This is a genomic window from Dysgonomonas sp. UBA7710, assembly GCF_002482385.1.
Lineage (GTDB): Bacteria > Bacteroidota > Bacteroidia > Bacteroidales > Dysgonomonadaceae > Dysgonomonas.
In genome coordinates this window covers 38,750-58,145 of the sequence record NZ_DLFW01000013.1, presented here as the reverse complement: position 1 = coordinate 58,145, position 19,396 = coordinate 38,750, and the positions used below count along the sequence as shown (strand labels likewise).

Annotated in this window: 19 protein-coding genes; 7 read left to right on the top strand and 12 right to left on the bottom strand. The window is 38.2% G+C overall.

From position 1 onward, the window contains the following. Nucleotides 1-238: 238 nt before the first annotated feature. From B3317_RS04715 to B3317_RS04695, 5 genes are all read right to left on the bottom strand, one after another. Nucleotides 239-2,053, bottom strand: coding sequence for an LIC_10190 family membrane protein (locus B3317_RS04715; RefSeq protein ID WP_414647446.1), 1,815 nt, complete (start codon nucleotides 2,051-2,053; stop codon nucleotides 239-241). A 519-nt stretch (nucleotides 2,054-2,572) separates the two neighbouring features. Beyond that, nucleotides 2,573-2,821: a hypothetical protein gene (locus tag B3317_RS04710; RefSeq protein ID WP_291109123.1), complete on the bottom strand. Its 249-nt coding sequence runs from the start codon at nucleotides 2,819-2,821 to the stop codon at nucleotides 2,573-2,575. Between the two features lie 126 nt (nucleotides 2,822-2,947). Then, nucleotides 2,948-3,139: a hypothetical protein gene (locus tag B3317_RS04705; RefSeq protein ID WP_291109122.1), complete on the bottom strand. Its 192-nt coding sequence runs from the start codon at nucleotides 3,137-3,139 to the stop codon at nucleotides 2,948-2,950. A gap of 61 nt (nucleotides 3,140-3,200) precedes the next feature. Next, nucleotides 3,201-3,527 (bottom strand): HTH domain-containing protein, encoded by a 327-nt coding sequence (locus B3317_RS04700; RefSeq protein WP_291109120.1) that lies wholly within the window; start codon nucleotides 3,525-3,527, stop codon nucleotides 3,201-3,203. Between the two features lie 28 nt (nucleotides 3,528-3,555). Then, nucleotides 3,556-4,569: a lysylphosphatidylglycerol synthase transmembrane domain-containing protein gene (locus B3317_RS04695; RefSeq protein WP_291109118.1), complete on the bottom strand. Its 1,014-nt coding sequence runs from the start codon at nucleotides 4,567-4,569 to the stop codon at nucleotides 3,556-3,558. A gap of 199 nt (nucleotides 4,570-4,768) precedes the next feature. Here B3317_RS04695 and rsmA point away from each other — a divergent pair, with 199 nt between their 5' ends. Next, entirely contained in the window at nucleotides 4,769-5,569 is an 801-nt protein-coding gene (gene rsmA / locus B3317_RS04690) for a 16S rRNA (adenine(1518)-N(6)/adenine(1519)-N(6))-dimethyltransferase RsmA (protein WP_291109116.1), read from the top strand. Between the two features lie 28 nt (nucleotides 5,570-5,597). Then, a complete protein-coding gene (gene corA, locus B3317_RS04685; RefSeq protein ID WP_291109114.1) occupies nucleotides 5,598-6,542 on the top strand; it encodes a magnesium/cobalt transporter CorA in 945 nt (314 codons plus the stop codon). Between the two features lie 267 nt (nucleotides 6,543-6,809). Here corA and B3317_RS04680 read toward each other — a convergent pair whose 3' ends face one another. The 6 genes from B3317_RS04680 to B3317_RS04655 form a co-directional block, all read right to left on the bottom strand. After that, the gene (locus tag B3317_RS04680; RefSeq protein WP_291109112.1) at nucleotides 6,810-7,802 is read right to left on the bottom strand and encodes a polyphosphate kinase 2 family protein; all 993 of its coding nucleotides are present in this window, start codon (nucleotides 7,800-7,802) and stop codon (nucleotides 6,810-6,812) included. Nucleotides 7,803-7,920: 118 nt separating this feature from the next. After that, nucleotides 7,921-8,358 carry a GNAT family N-acetyltransferase gene (locus B3317_RS04675; RefSeq protein ID WP_291109110.1) on the bottom strand — a complete coding sequence of 146 codons (438 nt, stop codon included), beginning with the start codon at nucleotides 8,356-8,358 and terminating at the stop codon, nucleotides 7,921-7,923. Between the two features lie 61 nt (nucleotides 8,359-8,419). Then, on the bottom strand, nucleotides 8,420-8,938 hold the full coding sequence (locus tag B3317_RS04670) for a gamma carbonic anhydrase family protein (protein WP_291109108.1): 519 nt from the start codon (nucleotides 8,936-8,938) through the stop codon (nucleotides 8,420-8,422). Beyond that, on the bottom strand, nucleotides 8,925-10,352 hold the full coding sequence (locus tag B3317_RS04665) for a TlpA family protein disulfide reductase (RefSeq protein ID WP_291109107.1): 1,428 nt from the start codon (nucleotides 10,350-10,352) through the stop codon (nucleotides 8,925-8,927). Before B3317_RS04665 ends, B3317_RS04670 begins: the two co-directional genes overlap by 14 nt. After that, complete coding sequence (locus B3317_RS04660; RefSeq protein WP_291109106.1) at nucleotides 10,342-12,120, bottom strand: aminopeptidase P family protein; 1,779 nt, start codon at nucleotides 12,118-12,120, stop codon at nucleotides 10,342-10,344. The genes B3317_RS04665 and B3317_RS04660 overlap by 11 nt, the downstream gene beginning before the upstream one ends. 152 nt (nucleotides 12,121-12,272) lie before the next feature. Beyond that, nucleotides 12,273-12,623, bottom strand: coding sequence for a bactofilin family protein (locus tag B3317_RS04655; protein WP_291109104.1), 351 nt, complete (start codon nucleotides 12,621-12,623; stop codon nucleotides 12,273-12,275). A 186-nt stretch (nucleotides 12,624-12,809) separates the two neighbouring features. Between B3317_RS04655 and folB the strand changes: the two genes are divergently transcribed. From folB to B3317_RS04630, 5 genes are all read left to right on the top strand, one after another. Further along, nucleotides 12,810-13,163: a dihydroneopterin aldolase gene (gene folB / locus B3317_RS04650; RefSeq protein ID WP_291109102.1), complete on the top strand. Its 354-nt coding sequence runs from the start codon at nucleotides 12,810-12,812 to the stop codon at nucleotides 13,161-13,163. A 5-nt stretch (nucleotides 13,164-13,168) separates the two neighbouring features. Beyond that, nucleotides 13,169-13,696: an RNA methyltransferase gene (locus B3317_RS04645; protein ID WP_291109100.1), complete on the top strand. Its 528-nt coding sequence runs from the start codon at nucleotides 13,169-13,171 to the stop codon at nucleotides 13,694-13,696. Nucleotides 13,697-13,760: 64 nt separating this feature from the next. Further along, nucleotides 13,761-15,278 carry a DUF4301 family protein gene (locus B3317_RS04640; RefSeq protein ID WP_291109098.1) on the top strand — a complete coding sequence of 506 codons (1,518 nt, stop codon included), beginning with the start codon at nucleotides 13,761-13,763 and terminating at the stop codon, nucleotides 15,276-15,278. 209 nt (nucleotides 15,279-15,487) lie between these two features. Next, entirely contained in the window at nucleotides 15,488-18,103 is a 2,616-nt protein-coding gene (locus tag B3317_RS04635) for a T9SS type A sorting domain-containing protein (RefSeq protein WP_291109096.1), read from the top strand. Nucleotides 18,104-18,162: 59 nt separating this feature from the next. After that, nucleotides 18,163-18,543 (top strand): hypothetical protein, encoded by a 381-nt coding sequence (locus B3317_RS04630; protein ID WP_291109094.1) that lies wholly within the window; start codon nucleotides 18,163-18,165, stop codon nucleotides 18,541-18,543. 213 nt (nucleotides 18,544-18,756) lie between these two features. Here the strand turns inward: B3317_RS04630 and B3317_RS04625 are convergent, their stop codons facing one another. After that, complete coding sequence (locus B3317_RS04625; RefSeq protein ID WP_291109092.1) at nucleotides 18,757-19,299, bottom strand: glutathione peroxidase; 543 nt, start codon at nucleotides 19,297-19,299, stop codon at nucleotides 18,757-18,759. Between the last annotated feature and the right edge of the window lie 97 nt (nucleotides 19,300-19,396).

The following is a 19,396-nucleotide window of genomic DNA, read 5'->3' as shown; positions in this document are numbered from 1 at the left end:
GAACGGAGTGAAACATCTCGTTCCTCAGGTTCGAGATCCTTCGTTCCCTCAGGATGACAGCAGAAAATAACAGAACAAAGTAGAGAACTTAACAGCCCTGCCTAAAGGGGGATTTGGAGGCCTATCAATATATCAAAGAACTATTAGTTAATAGTCTTTAGCTGATAATTATAGATATAGATAAAGTTATATGAATAAAGTAATAATTGGCTACTAAAGTTAATTGGCGTAATAACTATTATTCTATTTTTCTTGCCTTCGATCTGAATCCGTCTTGTATGGAAGTTCCTCTGGATTCAAGGTTGTGATAGTTTTGGGCGCCTCGTTCCACATTGCTCGTTGCAGGGACTATATCGTATATAAATCCTCTTTCTTCAGTCGCAATATATATAGTTATGTTATTATTTATCCTGTATGGTTCGAATGGCATGCCATTTATCTCCATTAGCTTACTTGTTTCTGTGATTTGATTATTGGTTGAATATGGAGCATAGAACACCCTCATGTTGGATTGTGATTTACTATAACCGCAATATTCGCGCAAGAAAGGTCTGTAATTAGATGCATGCTTATAGGAATGTATAAGTATAAACCCGAATAAGAATATGGATACATATTTGCATAGATTGAAAGAAGAGTATCTTTTTCCGCTTTTAGATTCAACAGTCAGCAGCAAAGTATTTAATTTTGTATTATCCTGTTTCTTTTGAAAGAAAAAAAGTATCACAGCCAGAAAGAACAGCGAGAATACATATCCGTATCCAAACCGGATTGAAGGCGCAGTTAAGAGCCAGTAAATGATGTTGATAGCTAAAATACCTGACATGTAAATATATACCGGATTTAATTCCTTGCGTTTTTTTATTATTTTAAAAGAGATAAATATTATGGATGCCAGGCTGAGAGCGAACATGGGGATATGCCAGGAGTATTCTTTCCATGTTCTGAACGCAAGAAAGTCTTTAAGTATAATTCCCATATATTCATACCGGGCATGACTTGCAATATCATTTGTTTCTCTGATTAATATGTGTTCAGGAACTTTCCAGTCGAAAGAGAATAGATCTATTTGGTATAATGGATGGATGAGATAACCTGAAATAATAACATTGCGTGTAAGCCACAGGCTCATTATTAGGAACGCGATAAAGAATATAAAAGAAGCTGCTCTGTAATTTTTTCGTTTCAGAAAATAGATAAATATAAATACACTGGCCAAAGCGACAAATATGACAGATAATTTGAATGTAGCCAGGCTTACGGGTATTATTGCGTAAAAGAGTAATTTTTTCTTTACCAGATTAGGATATAGAACTGTCTTCATTCCCAGATAGATAATGGTCAGATTTGGGATTATATCAGTGGATGTCGTACATAATACAGATCTTGTCAGAAGAATAAATCCGGTAAATAAGAATAACAGGATTACCCTTTTTATTTCAAAGCCCGATTTAAACGTCTCAATCAGTATCCATACCATAACAGCCGCGCACATAAGTGATTGGAAGCCATATATAGGTTCTCTGAAAATAAAACGGAGTGTATAGATCGCTGAAATCAACATATAGTTGGAGTTAAAGCCGAAGCGTTCTTCCACATTTCCCAAACCCGGGACTATGGCGTATTCTTCATTCCATCTGATTGCCGCCTGATGATAGTAGAATGTATCGTGAGACAGCCACTGCCCGCCTAGCCAAACCGCAAAAAATGCTATAGAAAGCATTGCTGATATTATAACGACTGATTGGTATATGAAAAGGCTGTTAATGTGTTTTCTTATTCTTTTTATACAATGTATAAAATATTTATACCTTATCGTCCAATACAAAATGCTGAAGATGAAAAACGAAAGTAGGATGTAATGGTTTGCGGGAAGCCAGAAAGAAGATATGGATAAGGGGATGGTAATAAAAGCCATTCCTAAAAAGAGCGTATCGATAATCGAATATTTTTCATTTTTATTACAGATTTTGTTGTAAACCAGAATGAAAAAATCTCCTAAAGAAAGAAATGTTACTGAAATACACAGCCAGCAAAGAAGAATGGCAAGCATGGATTTTTCTGTTTTGATTAATTATTTATTCTATTTCTGTTTCTTTAAAGCCAAAGCGACTATTCCGAATAATCCGCATAGGATTACCCATATAATGGATTGCAGGGCAAATTCCCCCGTACCGCACAATTGCATCGTGTGACTTAAATACTACGCGAAAGATTCGCGCGGCAGCAAAAGGGAAATAATCCGTAATTGTTAAAGGTAACAAAGGTAACACTTTCTACTCATTTTCTAATATGCTAATTTGCCAATTATTCTTTCAAAGAGCTTCAGCAATCAGCCAATATATAGATAAAATTGTACAAATAAAGTAACACCTGACTGCTAAAGATTGATTGACGTAAATAACTATTATTCTATTTTCTTGCTTTCGATCTGACTCAATAATAAATCCGGACAAGAATATGGATACATAAATGCATAGATTGAATGTTTATTCTTAATCAACGGATGAAAGAGTAAAAAAAGAGATTGCCTTTCATAAAGGCAATCTCTATGCTTTTTTTGTAACAAGAATTATTTTATAAGAAGATCATTCCGGTTTCTATAACCTTTGATATAGCATCTGTACTTTTTCCCGTTATCAGTGTTGAAAAACGCGATTATCTCCGAAGGAGGTTTCTTGAAAAGCTTTTCCTGAGCTATTTTACTCATGTCAATAGTATAGTCAGCTTTGAAATTGCTGATTATACTTGAGTCACAATCAAACTTATTTTTATACTCGTTCAGTACCACATGGCATTTCGCTTCAAAATATATTTTCATGTCTTTTTGGCTGAATACTTGTATAAAGCTTAGTATAAAGAAACTCAAAGATAGTAGTCTTTTCATGTGTTTATTATTAATTCTCTTTGTAAAGGATATAAAAGTACAATGCTATGGATTAAGTTGTCACACTACATAATATAAGTCGTGTTCAAATGCAAAAGGTCCGTCTGCATCGCGATAACGAAAAGTTGCATATACTCCATCTGATATCATCCAATTGCAATTTATTAAAGCCCATGACCCACCATTAGTATTATTCATTTGAGCATCACTCATTTCTTCTACACCCAGTGTAGCTAAATCTAAATTTTTCATAAAAAAATACTTTTAAAATTAATAATAAATTTTCAAAAGCAAACCGGTTTAGCTTATTCTTTTACAAAGATATCGTCTTTCCGTATAAAAAATTATACAGAAGAGAAAAAGTGGAACATCCTCCGCTAATTTCGGTTAATTCATCGTTATTCAACAATTTGATGGAATATTTAATCTCAAGAGCGGTATCATCATTATATATGAAGCTTTGTTTCTTTCTTGAATAACTGATCGATACATTATAAGATTGCAACTCGTCGATCAGGCTGTATAATGTGCCTCTGCTAATTCCTAATCTATTAGCCAATTCGTCGGGGCTCCCGGTCTTTTCTTCTTGTACCAATTTCTGTATTAGTTTCAATCGCTCTATGTGTTCTGATATTTTCATATTCGTAGATGTATTAAGGTTTTAGTGGTCATTTCTGTTTCTTGAAAGCCAAAGCGGCTATTCCGAATAATCCGCAAAGAATTACCCATATGATAGATTGCAGGGCAAATACCCCGGTAGCAAAGGCTGTGGCATTTAATTCACTGACACCGTATAACATCAATGCAGCTACTACCGCTATCTGCCAGGGGCCCAGACCTCCGTTGGATGGTATAATCATGCTGAGGCTACTTAGTGCAAATGTTATCAGCCCGGCTGTAACGCCTAAGTTTGCCGTGAAATCAAAAGCGTAAAATGTTATATAAAAGTAAAAGAAATAAGAGGTCCAGATGGCAATGGAACAAAGCAGCAGGCGTCCTTTGGTTTTCATTCTCCATATGGTTTTCATATCATTGGCCATGTTGGAGAGAAAACTTTTTACTTTCTTTACGATTATATTTTCTTTGAAGAACTTGAAAACTATATAAGTGGTGATAACCGCCGCAACTAATGCTATATAGAGGACAGGTGATTGTACAATCATCAGAATGATATCCAGGGTAGACTTGCTCTGTTCCAGTTGTGCAATGAAGAACTGCATATTTATCAGGAATGCAGCAAGGCAGATGATAAGAACTGTTATCATATCGAATATACGGTCGAGGATCATAGTCCCGAATAACTTTGTGAACGGAATCTTCTCTTCTTTAGCCACCATGCCGCATTTCCAGATTTCCCCGGCCCTGGGTATAGCGAAGTTTACAGCATATCCTCCGAGAATAGCATATATAAGGGTTGATAATTTAGGTGTATATCCTAACGGTTGGATAAATAATTCCCAGCGGTAGCCTCTTATTATATTACCTAATAAACCAAATATAAGAGAGGATAGAAGAATTAGCCAGTTGGCATTTTTGAGTACAATCCATAATTCGGCAGGGTCTATTTTACTGATAAGATAATAGACAATAGCAATACCCAGCAACAAAGGGAGCACAATCTTTACGAAAGTATTGAGTAATGATTTTTTCTTGGGGGGTGTTACTGCTGTCGATTCTTCCATCTGTATTGTAAAATTGTATTATCTTTATATAATAGTAGAAGTAAGGTCGCAGACCTATTTATTACTTTCATATCTAAAACAACAATAGTCAGTTATACATTAAATAATGTTGCATAAGACACCTTCTTTTACTTATAAGCAAATTTTTAGTAATAAAACACTACCTTTGCGCCTGCAAAGATAATCATAATTGTTAAGCATGGCAGTAGTTAAAGCAAAGAAATTCTTAGGACAGCACTTTTTGAAAGACCTGGATATCGCCCGTCGTATTGCGGATACATTGGACGATTTTCCTGATGTGCCTGTTATCGAAGTGGGGCCGGGAATGGGAGTGCTTACCCAATATCTGATAGAAAAGGAAAAGGAGCTTACTGTAGTGGAACTGGATCGTGATTCCGTACCATACCTTAACGAGCATTATCCTGCCTTGCGGGGACACATTATAGAAGATGATTTTCTGAAACTGGACTTGTTGAAAATATATAATAGTCAATTTTGTGTAATTGGTAATTATCCTTACAACATTTCTTCCCAGATATTTTTTAAAGTACTTGATTATAAGAACCAGATACCATGTTGTTCGGGCATGCTCCAGAAAGAAGTGGCTGAACGTATCGCCGCTAAACCCGGAGGCAAGACATATGGTATATTAAGTGTACTGCTTCAGGCATGGTACGATATTGAATATCTTTTCACGGTCAGTGAGAAGGTGTTCGACCCTCCTCCGAAGGTGAAATCGGCGGTAGTGAAACTTGTCAGAAATAAACGTCAGAGTTTGGACTGTGATGAAAAACTATTTAAGACAGTTATTAAGACAGGATTTAATCAGCGCCGTAAAACATTGAGGAACTCGATGAAACCATTGCTCGGAAAAGATTGTGATGCTTATACAGACCCGATTTTTAATGAGCGACCCGAACGGCTCTCGGTTGCAGATTTCGAAAGGCTGACAAATATTGTTGCTGCTTTTTTGCCCGGGAGACAAGACGAGAGGAAATAGAGTACACACCCTTTAAAAGAAAGCGCTCATGTCGGAAGTAAAACTATTTTACCATAAAGACAATGCTATAAGAATGAGCCGTAGCATTGAATTCCTGAAAACTACACCTATCAAAAACTTCCTTTGGATCGACCTGAACAATGTAGATGAGGAAATAGAGAATGAACTGGAGGACTATCTGAAAATCTATATACAGGAAGAGGAGGAGATGGTCGAAATTGAGATGTCGTCCCGTTATATGGAGACTGCGGATTCTCTGGTCGTGAATTCGAACTTCCTGTTAAGTAATTTTGAGCGGGAACCGGTTTCGTTTATCCTAAAGAATAATATACTGATAACGGTACGTGGCGAAGACCTGACCTCTTTTCACGAAACGATAAAGAAAATATCGGCCAATCCGAAAACTTATCCGACAGGTTATCATGTCTTTGTGGCCATACTGGAGACGCGGGTGGAGATAGACGCGGATATGGTGGAGGATATGACGCAGGAGATTACAACCCTCAGTAATAGTATCAGTATTCAGGAAGCAGATGAGGAACTATTGATGGAGATCAAAAACCTTCAGGAAAAGACAATGATGCTGCGCGAAAATATTATAGACAAGCAGCGTGCTGTATCCAGTATGTTGAAAAGTGAACTGATGCCGAAGGAACTGCATGGCAGAATTACCATTCTTATTAAGGATATAAATTCCCTGCTTGAACATATCCGTTTCAGTTTCGATCGTCTGGATTACTTACAGGATACTTTCCTCGGGTTTGTGAACATCGAGCAGAACAAGATTATCAAGATGTTTACCGTTATTTCCGTAATATTTATGCCGCCTACGCTTATTGCCAGTATATATGGGATGAACTTTGGCGATATGCCTGAACTGAACTGGGAATTCGGATATGCGTTCTCAATCGGGTTGATGATATTCGCTGTGGCTGTTATTCTGATTTATTTCAAGAAGAAGAAATGGCTGTGATTATACCCATGATCCTATGATATAAGAGGATGTGTCAAAAGTATTTTTTACTTCCTATTTACATACGCTACGCTCCTGTGACCGTTGGTTGTCATGTTGAACGGAGTGAAACATCTCGTTTCACAGGGTCGAGATCCTTCGTTGTACTCAGAAACAACGTTCGGCAGAGCGAAGCGGAACCAATGACAAAGAAGGTAGCACATTGACAGTGCTGTTCCCCTTTTGACACAGCCTCTTCTTATTTTTTTGATTCTCTATTCTCTTCCTCTACGACTTTCTTATCTTTCTGTCGGATTTGGCGGCTTGTTTATCTTTTATTGTTTTTATTTTCGCAGCCTTTGGCGTTCTCGACGAAGTTTTGGGCTTTTCCGCTTCAGTATTTTGGGGCGTCAGAATCCTTTTTGCTGTTTCTAATTCTTGTTTAGCGGTTTCCGTCAATACGGGATAATGTAATTTCAAATCGTTTATCCTGTCACAGATAATTTCCCCGACTGCATATCGCATAAACCATTTATTATCGGCCGGGATTACATACCATGGGGCATCTTCGGTAGATGTATGGGTAAGCATATCGGAATATGCTTTCATATAATCGTCCCAGTGTTCACGCTCTTTGAGGTCCGATGCAGAGAATTTCCAGTTTTTTGATTCATCATCGAGTCTTGCCAGAAAACGCTTTTCCTGCTCTTCGTGTGATACATTGAGGAAAAATTTGAGTATTATGGTTCCGTTTTCGGTCAGGTGGCGTTCAAGATCATTGATCTGCCTGTACCGCTTTTTCCAGAACTTGTCGTCAATGTCTTCTATTTTATTGATTTTGGGTAGTTTCCCGTTCAGTACTATTGACGGATGTACTTTGGCAACCAACACGTCTTCATAATGTGAACGATTGAATATACCTATTCTTCCACGCTCGGGCAGACATTTATAGATTCTCCACAGGTAATCGTGGTCGAGTTCTTCGGCCGATGGTTGTTTAAAAGAATATACCTGGCATCCCTGCGGATTAATGCCTGACATTACATGCTTTACTGTACCGTCTTTTCCGGCGGCATCCATTGCCTGAAAGATAACTAAAACAGAATAACGGTCTTGCGCATAGAGCTTATCCTGGAGCTTTGCCAGTTTTTCTGTGTTTTCAGTCAGTAGTCTTTCTGCTTCGTCTTTATTCAATCCGGCAGTAAAGTCTGTTTGGTAATCGGAGACTTTGTGTTTTTCTCCGGGCTTAGCGATTATTTTTTTCAGAACATCTTTTTTCATAATGGTTCTTATTTAGAATTTTATACTTGTGTATTGTAATTTAACAAAATACAAACCATAAAAGTTGCCATATGTTTAATGCGGCTGTTAGTACGGTCTTGGATCTATCTTATATATTCTATTGATCCAGCTTCAATACCATCAAATAATCATGTTCCTTTTCCTGTATAATTTCAAATCCCAGTTTTTTATACACTCTCACAGCATAATTATTTTTGTCTACACTCAGGGATGTTTGTTTATAGCCTTCTTTGCGGAGGTATTTTATCATCCTTGACATTAACAGTGTGCCGTAGCCCTGATTCCGGTATTCTTTGAGTAATGAGATTGCAAATTCAGGAGTTTCATTATCTACATTTCCAAAGCCTTTTACTTCTCCTGCCAGAATGCGTATCCATACTGCACCTATTATTTTGTCGTTGAGGTTCGCTACCAGGCAATAATCATCTTTCAGTTTGCCAAAATCGTGTATATAAGCGTCTATTTCCGGACTCTTGATTATATCGTATGGTAGAGGCGCGGAGCCTTCGTTCTGAAAAACCGCTTCATACAGCATACTTTCAAGAACAAAGAGCTCCTCTCTTTTTATTCCCCTTATCGATATTCCTTTCAAGATGCTACTCTTCCTTAAACCATCCCGAGTACATCAGATAATTCTTTGCGATCTTCTGATTCATTTCTTTAGCCTGCTCGGGATCTACTTTCTTTACAAATTTGGCCGGTACGCCGGCATAAATACTACCCGGCTCTACCTGTGTACCGCTAAGTACAACAGAGCCCGCCGCTATGATAGCGCCTTCACCGATAACAGCATGGTCGAGAACGATGGCTCCCATGCCAATTAATGCCCCATTTTCTATTTTAGCCCCATGTATGACTACATTATGTCCTACAGAAACATCATCGCCAATCTCTACTACCGACTTTTGATATAATGTATGCAATACACTGCCATCCTGGATATTTACCCGGTCTCCTATGCGGATAGAATTTACATCGCCGCGCAGTACGGTGCTGAACCAGATACTGCAATCATTTCCTATAACTACATCGCCGATGATTGTTGCATTCTCGGCCAGATATGTGTTTTTTCCTATTTCGGGTGTAAACCCTCTAACTTCTTTAATTAATGCCATTGTTATTTATATAATAATCGAAAAGTTTTTCCAGATTCTGTTCGTCTACTTTTTTTGCTATGATTGTTTTATTCTTATTTAAAACGAAGACAGCCGGAACGCCCGATGTATCGTAATACATCCAATATTGTGACTTATATTCCGGGTCGGCGCAATTGATCCAATCGCTTATGTTTTTGCTTTTTACAAATTTCTCCCATTCTTCTTTATCGTTGTTCAGGTTTATAGTTACTACCTTAAGCCCTTTGTCTTTATACTTTGCATACAGTTTGTCGTGAAGCTCAGGTGTGGCTGTCTGACAATGTCCGCAACCGGGATTATAAAAGTACAAGAGCAGATATTCGGCGTCAATGTCATTTGTATTGATTATATCGCCTTCAAGGGTTTGCAGAATAAGATTGTGGGCTTTCATCCCGACACGGTTATTTTTGATTAACTCGTATTGCTTCCGCAATTCCGAATTCTGGGCGCTATCGATCCATACTACATCTTTGTCGAAAATATAATCTTCGGCCAGACGTGCCCAGATATTTTCGTCACCCATTCTCAGGCTTTTTAGTGATTCGTTTGTTAGTTTCGATAGCATTTCTTTAAAACAAAATTCGTTTCCTTTTGTTTTTGCAACCAGCTCGCTTGCTGCATTTGCCAACGAATCGGGAACCTGGTCCACCCAGTGTTGTATGTAAGTATCTATATAGCTGTTCATATAGTTGGTCGACCATAAGCGGGGATCGGTGAGGTCTATATTGTCAAAAAAATGCAGTTTGCCATATTCCCTGTTTTCTTGGAATTCTTTCCCGTCTTTTGGCTGTTTATAAGGTAATGTAACAGACTCCATCCCTTTCAGGAAAACCCCAAACCAGTTGTCTTTATTATCTTTTATTGTCTTCTGGATATAAGCCTGAGTATTTTCATCTAGTTTTTGAATCTCCACACCCAGATTCTTTCTTTTTTGAGTGGTAATGGATGAGTCTTCAAATTGTTTTTCCAATTTGCTTCGTTCTATATCTCTTTTCTGAATGTTATTCAGGTATGTCCACAATAATTTGGTATTGTTGCTGCCGGTTACTGTGCTTTTTGTAAAGTCTTTCTCGTTTATGAACAGTTGGATGTCATTTTCTCCTTTATCAATAAGGAGATCAATACGGAAGTCCGGTTTTATAAAAATAAAATATTGTCCTGCTGCCGGTTCTTCCGAAAAACTGAGACTGGCTTTTCCTTCCGTTGATAATTGTACCGAATCCCGGGCATAGGTAGTACCTTTCCAATAATAGCCCAGATATAACATGTTATTCTTTTGGGATGGAATGTTTACGTTGAGGTTGAAGCCTGCTTCGTCTTTGTTTGTGTTATTTTGAGCCTCCCCTTTGAAAGCAAAGAGGAGGCTTATAAGGATTAATATACTATATCTCATTTGTCTTTTCTTTTAACCAAGCTTTCTCTTCTTCAGTTAGCAGAGGAGAGAGACGATCATATACAAATTTGTGGTATTCGTTGAGCCATATGATTTCTTCTTTAGTCAGCATTTCTTTCACTACCGGTGTTGTGTCTATCGGACAAAGAGTAAGTGTTTTGAACGAATAGAAATCACCGAACTCCGTAGTGGTTTCGTGCTGTGTAAGTATAAGGTTTTCTGTGCGGATACCATATTTCCCGGCTCTGTATAGTCCCGGTTCATTGGATGTAACCATGCCGATCTGTAGTGTTGTAGGGTTCTCGTTCATACGGATACTTTGCGGACCTTCATGTACATTGAGGAAATGGCCTATGCCATGCCCTGTTCCGTGCAGGTAGTTTATTCCGTTGTCCCACATGGATTTACGGGCGAGAATGTCCAGTTGGCTTCCACGTGTTCCTTGCGGGTAAACGGCAGTGGCAAGGCTGATATGGCCTTTTAATACCATGGTGTAATCCTCTTTCATTTGTCCGGTAAGCGGGCCTACAGCTACGGTACGGGTAATGTCGGTAGTGCCGTCAAAGTATTGTGCGCCGGAATCTACCAGCAGAAAACCTTCGGGTTTGATTTCAACCGAACTTTCAGGTGATACGTGGTAATGCACGATAGCACCATTTGGTCCGTAGCCTGAAATAGTATCGAAGCTTTCTCCTACGAAGTTATCTTGCCGGCTTCTGTATTCTACCAGCTTTTCAGGAATCATTATTTCTGTAACACCACCTTCCGGTACAGCTTTTTCGAGCCACATGAAGAAACGAACCAAGGCTACGCCATCACGTTCCATAGCGTTGTTGAATCCTTGTATCTCCGCTTCATTCTTGATGCTTTTCATCAGGTCGGCAGGAGATGGGATATCTACAATCCTGTTTTCTGTTGGGATTGTATTGTATAGGCTGAAAGTTATTTTATTGCTGTCGAGGCAAACGGATGTTTTTATTTTTGATACATAATCATATATTTTGGAGTATTCGGCAATTGTTACTCCTTCTGCCTTCAGATAACTTGTAGTTTCATCGGAAAGTTTTTTCGGATCAATGAATAATACGGTTTCCTTGCGTGAAATATAGGCATAGCTTACGGTTACCGGATTGCATTTTACATCATTACCTCTGATGTTGAATATCCATGCGATGGTATCTAATGATGCTACAAGCAAAGATTCGGCTCCGTTTTTTTCGACAGAGTCGCATATGCGCGCTATTTTTTTGTGGGCCGGTTCACCAGTGTACTTTTCAGGAAGTACAAAGAACGGATTCTTTGGGATTTCAGGCCTGTCGTGCCAAATGGTATCGAACGGATCATAATCGCTAATCAGATGCAATCCTTTCATATTCAGTTTATGAGTCAGGCTGAATGCTTCTTTAGCGGCATATACATTACCATCTATACCCACATAGTCACCCTTTCCCAATTCAGAGGCCAGCCACTCATCAATGGCAGGAGTCTGAGGCAGGCCATCTTTGAACAGGTCTATTCCTGTACCATCCAGTTCGCTTGCCGCCTGAAGGAAGTAGCGCGAATCAGTCCATAATCCGGCTTTCTCGCGGGTTACAACTACTGTTCCGGCCGACCCTGTAAAGCCGCTTATCCATTCTCTTGAAGCCCAATGTGACGCAGGGTATTCGCTCAGGTGAGAATCTGTACTGGGAATAATAAAGGCATGTAATCCTTTCTCTTCCATAAATTTGCGTAAAGCATTCAGTCTTTTATGAATTGTATTGCTCATATTATTTAGTTATTAGTTACAAGTATATAATTAGCGAATTAGCATATTTGAAAATTCGCAAATGGATCGCAAGCGGCAATATCATTTGCTAATATGCTGATATTCGAATCTGCTAATTATTTTTCATTCTTCATTCTTCATTGATAATCTCATTATCCTTTATGCATCGAACAGCTGCCGTCAAATTTAGCTCCGGGTTCGATTTCTATTGTTGCCGTTTTTATATCTCCTTTCAAGAACGAGGAAGCTCTAAGTATAACATTTTCGACACAAGAGACATCTCCGTTTACGGTTCCCCATATTTCTATGTTGGAACAGTTTATGTTGCCTGTAATTTTACTGCTATTTCCTAATATAATTTTCCCTTTACAATCTACATTTCCGTCTATTGTGCCATCTATCCGAAAATCTTCTTCAGCACTGATGTCGCCTGTTATTTGAGTGCCTGAGGTGAGGATGTTGTGGGTATTGGCTGTTGTTATAACCTCCTTGATTTTTGCCATGCTGCTAATTTGTTCGGTTTATTAGAAAACAAACTTAGTTAAAAATCATCAGAACTATAAATTTCTTAATCAAAAATAGCAATGGTTTTAATAGTTTATAACATGTTCCTGTATGACTGGCAAATCATTAGAAATGCATCTTTTTACCTATCTTTGCTTGTCGAATAATCAAAATACAACATAATTGTGAAAAGTTTTATATTATTGGAAAACCTGACTTTTTATGCCAATCATGGCGTTTTTGGTCAGGAGACGGTGGTCGGGAATGTTTATGTCATTAATCTGAAGATCGCGGTAGACCTCACGAAAGCATCCGTTTCAGACGATTTGAATGATACTATAAGCTATGCGGATGTTTATGAGGATATTAAAATAGAGATGATGATACCGTCAAAATTATTGGAGCATGCAGCGAAACGTATAATCGATCGTCTAAAGAACAAATATACTCAAATAGAGAGTATCGAGCTTAAACTATCGAAACGTAATCCGCCTATTGGAGCACAGTTGGATTATGCAAGTGTAATTCTGATCGATTAGAAGCTATGAGGGTAAAAAAAATAACGGAACTGGACAGGATCTCGATAGACGAATTTAAGGACGCGGAAAAAACTCCGCTGATTATTATTTTAGATAACGTAAGGAGTCTGAATAATATCGGATCAGTTTTTCGTACTTCAGATGCTTTTTTGATAGAATCGGTTTTTTTATGCGGTATAACAGCTTGTCCGCCAAATGCGGAGATACATAAAACCGCTTTAGGCGCCGAAAATTCTTTAGATTGGATATATTATGAGCAAACGGAGGATGCTGTCAGGGAGTTGAAGAACAGAGGCTTTACTATTTGTGCTATAGAGCAGGCTGAGCGCAGTATTATGCTGGATGAACTGGTGTTGGACAAAACAAAAAAATATGCTGTTATATTAGGAAATGAGGTCAAAGGTGTCCGGCAGGAAGTTGTGGATTTATGTGATTGTTGCGTAGAAATTCCTCAGTATGGGACTAAACATTCATTGAATGTTTCCGTTGCAGCAGGTATTGTCATATGGGAATTTTTTAAGCAGTTAGGGTAACTTTGCGATATTTTTGTTAGTTTTGCAGTTGGACTTTAATAATATAGATGTATAATGTAAGGCTATGATCACAGAATCAGATAAACTTTATCTTGAGGAAAAAGGTATTTCCCCGGAAGAATTTCAAAAACAAATCGACAGTTTCCAAAAAGGATTCCCTTTTTTGGAAATATCAGCTCCTGCTTCGGTAGAAAAAGGAATAATGGTAGTTACGGCTGACGAGGAACAAAAATATTTGGATGCATGGAATAAATATGCATCTTCGGGTCGTAAAATAATGAAGTTTGTCCCTGCATCAGGTGCTGCCAGCAGAATGTTCAAGGATCTGTTTGAATTTCTGGATGCACCTTACGAAGTACCCACATCTGCATTTGAAAAGGTTTTTTTTGAGGGACTCGAAAAATTTGCTTTTTATGAAGAGTTGGATGCAGCCTGCATCAAAAACGAAGGTAAAGATCTCAAAACATTGTTGGCAGGTGGTGACTATAAATCAGTTGTAAGGAATTTATTGAAACCGGAAGGTCTTAATTATGGGAGTTTACCTAAAGGCCTGCTTCGATTTCACCGCTACGATGGCTTTTCTCGAACTCCGGTCGAAGAACATTTACAGGAAGGCTATCTGTATGCCCGGAATGATAAAGGGGAGATAAATCTTCATTTTACAGTATCTCCTGAGCATCGAAGTTTGTTTGAAAAATTGATAGGTTCTAAAAAGGAAAAAGCTGAAAAAGAATTATCCGTAAGCTATAATATAAGTTTCAGTGAGCAGAAGTCCAGTACTGATACTGTTGCTGTGGATGCTAATAACGAGCCATTCAGGGATAATGATAAGATTGTGTTCAGACCCGGGGGGCATGGGGCATTGATTGAGAACCTGAATGATCTGGACGCAGATATTATCTTTGTGAAAAATATAGATAATACAGTCCCTGATAAATACAAAGAAGTTGAAACTAAATATAAGAGGATACTGGCAGGTGTGCTGGTAGAAACACAGGGGAAAGTTTTCGACTATCTGAAACTTTTAGATAGTGGAAAATATACTCATAATGAATTGCTGGAAATTTTGCATTTCGTGCAGGATGTGCTGAATGTAAAGAATCCTGATACGAAATTTCTGGAAGATGCAGAGTTGGTCCTTTATCTAAAACGTAAGCTCGACAGGCCATGCCGTGTTTGCGGTATGGTAAGGAATGTCGGTGAGCCCGGAGGAGGTCCGTTTTTGGCGGTGAATTCGGATAAAACGGTTTCTCCCCAGATTTTGGAAAGTTCACAGATAGATATGTCTGATGAGGCCAAGAAAGAGATGTTTAAGAGTGGGACGCACTTCAATCCAGTGGATATTGTGTGTAGCGTAAAGGATTACAGAGGGTATCATTTCAATTTGAAAGATTATGTGGATTACAACACAGGGTTTATATCTGTCAAATCAAAAAATGGTAAGGAATTAAAGGCTTTGGAGCTGCCTGGATTATGGAATGGAGCCATGTCTGACTGGAATACGATATTTGTGGAAGTTCCGATTGAGACTTTTAATCCTGTGAAGACTGTGAATGATTTATTAAGAGGACGCCATTTATAATTGTATACCAGTTAATTGACGTATACTCTTATATATAATAGCAAACGTGTTATTTTTCACTAAAAAATGACTTAAAATGTTCATTGATAAGAAAAAAAAATTATCTTTGTGGTGTATTTCGAAGATACATGAAACTTTATAAACTGTCTTCCTTATGGTGCTTTTAGGATAACATTTTGATTTTGACTGACTTTAATAAAACTACAATAATGAAACTTCGATTAGTATTAGTCGTATTACTTTTTCTGCCTTTGTTTCTTAAAGGACAATCTGATGTAATATTTTACTCCAAAGGTAAAACGTATGTCAAATATAAGACCGATGGAACTCCTGCTCCTGTAGCTGGGGAAAGTTCGTCTACTTCATTATATATTGGCGGTTCCGCTAAATTTGCTACAGGTTCTGTGATTGTACAAAAAGGGCGTACGGAAATAACAGGAGATTTTATTAATGCTAAAGATCCTAATAGAAGAACTGAAACGGGCGAATTTTCACAGCTTTTCGATGGCAAAACTGTAAGTGACACAGAAACAACCGGTGTTATTGCTTTTATAGGTACTTCGCAACAGAATATATTTGGAACCGCTTCGGAAGGTTCGGTTACATGGGATAACAAGGAACAAAAAAAATATAACTGGATAGATTTTCCTACGATCAGTATAGAAAATAAAACGAATAATAACCTGTTGGTTAATGTATCGGCCGCGATATCTGTAGATTATATCCGTGCAAACGGTGATAATCGTTTGGCTGTAAATGCCGATGGGGTTACTAACCCGCTAATAATAAATACCGGTTTTGCCAGAATTAAGAATGTCTACTCAAATACAAGTGCAGATCCATTGGCTTTAGCTACCTATAGTGAGGTGGATTTGAAATTGTATAACTTTACAGCGGATGGTAGCGCTTCTACAGACGATGGACACTTTACCAGCGACAAGATAACAGATCCTGCTACTTTTGGTGGAACGCTCAGAACAGATGCTTCCAATCCTAACGGGGGAGCAGGCTGGAATAGGCTGACGGGATTTACGCCTCCATTCGAGCAATTGGGAGCCGATTACATGTTCTATCATACATTGACTAAGCCAAACAGCAGCAGCATTACTTCGTATGAAGGGCCTATAGTCGATCCCTTCTTTAGAATGAAAGCCGGGCGCGGGTATTTTATCAGTATGGAAGTTTCACATGCAGACCATACAACCGGACCAGACAATATTAATGACAGATGGAATTTCTTTAATTCTCCGACTAAGGGCATAAAGAATACAAAACGTGCAAGAGGCGGATATACTTTTAATCGGAAGATTCTCTATGATTTGGCTGCGCCTAATGGTGCAATGGAAGGCTTCAGCCGTTTCTTGTATAATGCAACTGAATTCAGTTCGGGTAATGCTTATTCAGATCCGGGATTACCAGTGAATGGTTTGAATGATCCTAAATGGATAGAAAATGGTAAAGACAGGTCCAGATACGAATTGATGACACAGGAAAAGTTTAATACCGGAGCTGTAATAGTGGATTTGGAGCCGGGTTTGAACTTTTTGGGTAATCCTTTTATGGCTCCGATAAGCTTAAATCCGTTATTAGGTTACAATACTACCCCGGAGAGTGATGGTAGTACTTATAACGAGCTTGCAGAGGCTTCAACTATTGCGAACGGATTTCAATCCACCTTATTTTCCCCCGACCAATCTAATAAGGTGATAATATCTTCCGTTTCTTCAACAGCAGACGTAAGGGCTAAATATTGGATGATAAACCAGGCTTTGGTTAAGTATGATCCTGATAAAAATATATTCAATTACAAGACAACTTATGATTTTGTGAGCCGAGACGGGGCGTCGGCCGTCTATGAAGTTCAGCCCGGTAGGACTGGCGTTGCAGCAGCTATTACGAATCCATTAGCACATGTGATTTCTCCTATGCAGATGTTTTGTTTGCAGGCAAGCAGGTCCATAACAATAAAGCTCGATCCGGCATTGCAGACTTTCGGTGTGCCTCGTTTCACTAAGAGCGCGGAGGCGACTAAGGCGTCAGTTAGTAATGACAATACTTCTGTAATGAAAGATTGGTTTATTGTGGAGGCTAAGAGTAATAACGGTACAACTGACAGAGCTACCGTGATATTTAATGATAATGCTAAGCCTCAGTATAAAACAGATCCGTACGATACAAGAAAGGGTATATCCGAAGCATTTGAAACATATGTGGATGAAGTAAACGGTAAGCCGACCAAGACTTCATTCGAGCAAAGTAAAGCAATCGTTTACACAAAATCCAGTGACCAGGAAAATCTCTTAGGAAATGCTGTCCCTACGCAGACAAAAGAATTAGCACTGTATTTTATGCCGCCTTCTTCAACACAGGAGATGACCCTAAAGTTCTACGGTTTGGAAAATATAGAATCTGTTCCTGGTGTATGGCTTATAGATAGGTATTTGAATAATAAGATAGTGAAAATTACTCCTGAAACTGAATATACATTTGTGTCAGAGGCTGCATCAAGTTCTACAAGTGAAGTAAATGACAACCGTTTTATCCTCCGTTTCTATGATACGGAAGGAACTGTGGTAGGACCGGATGACAAAGTAATATCTTGCTATTATAATTCATCGACATTATACATATCCGGTTTAATTGAAGATGATGTGAATAGCGATGTTGTTATTTATGATATGCAGGGACGTCTGATGGGACGCACAAAGATTACAGAATTACAGCAACCGTGGTCATATGTAAAGCCACTGAATATTGGAACATACATTGTAAAAATTACAGGAAAAAGAAATCATACAGTTAAATTTGTGAATTTACAGAACTAAATACAACGACGTAAGCTAAGTTAATTACACAGACACATACGCACGTAAAATAAAGATAGATGAAAACGAAACTACGAATATTGATATTTTTGACATTATTCTTTTGCTTAACGATTCCTTCGGTATCCATTCAGGCTGAGGAAACGCTTGATGCTTCCGTTATAACAACTGATTTACCTTCAACTTCATATCTGAAAAAAGAGAAGAGGTCTATAGCCAGTGAAACTCAAACCTCAGCTTTGGCAGCTCCAGCACGGGGATTTTTGGCCAGATCGAGCTCTTGGGAAGATCCATACTTGCCGGGAGAAGATGAATGGTCTAATCCGGGTAACGTCGGTGCACCGATTGGTGATATTTCCTTACCTATTATTTTATCTATATTATTCTTATATATGGTATATAGGGGAGTGACTACATCGAGACGAAAAAATAATCTTTAGAATTATAATTATATAGACATATGAATATAATAAAGAGGGTATTCGCAGATATGCGGATGCCCTCTTGCATTTTATTTGTCTTATGGGATGGGTTACAAAGAAAGTAAGATTATGGCCTGAATAAATTGAGGATCGTTTTTATCACGATCTTATTTAACCCGGTTTTAATGTATTCTAAAAAGCTTCAATTATATTAAATGTACAATTAAGTATTTATTTTTGTTCGATCCATTTTACTATCTTTTCACAGAATGGATCTTCACGGGGTGGAACGAAATCGACCAGATGACCGTTTTCGTCAATCATAAACTTTTGGAAATTCCATTGTACTTCGGCATCCAATTTGCCGTTTTCCGCTTTTTCGGTAAGCCATTTGTAAATTGGAGCTTTGTTGTCTCCAACTACATCTATTTTACTCATCATCGGGAAGGATACGTTATAATTTAACGTACAGAATGTTTTGATTTCTTCGTCTGTTCCCGGTTCCTGTCCATTGAAGTTGTTGGCAGGAAAGCCGATGATGACAAAATTCTTATCCTTATACTTTTCATATAGTTCTTGTAGCTTTGTGTATTGAGGTGTTAAGCCGCATTTAGACGCTACATTTACAACCAGAACCTTTTTCCCTTTTAAAGATGAAAAGTCGAATTCTTTTCCATCAATATCCTTTACTTTGAAATCATGCAAAGTCTTATCTTCCTGAACCATGGATATCATTATTAAGCTAAAAAATAAAGCAAGTGTCAGCTGTTTCATACCTTTTCTATTTGATTAACTAATAAATAAAACAATTAACTGCAGATAAAGTTTAGGAACAAATGGCTATCTACATTACCTTTTTTAAATGTAGTTT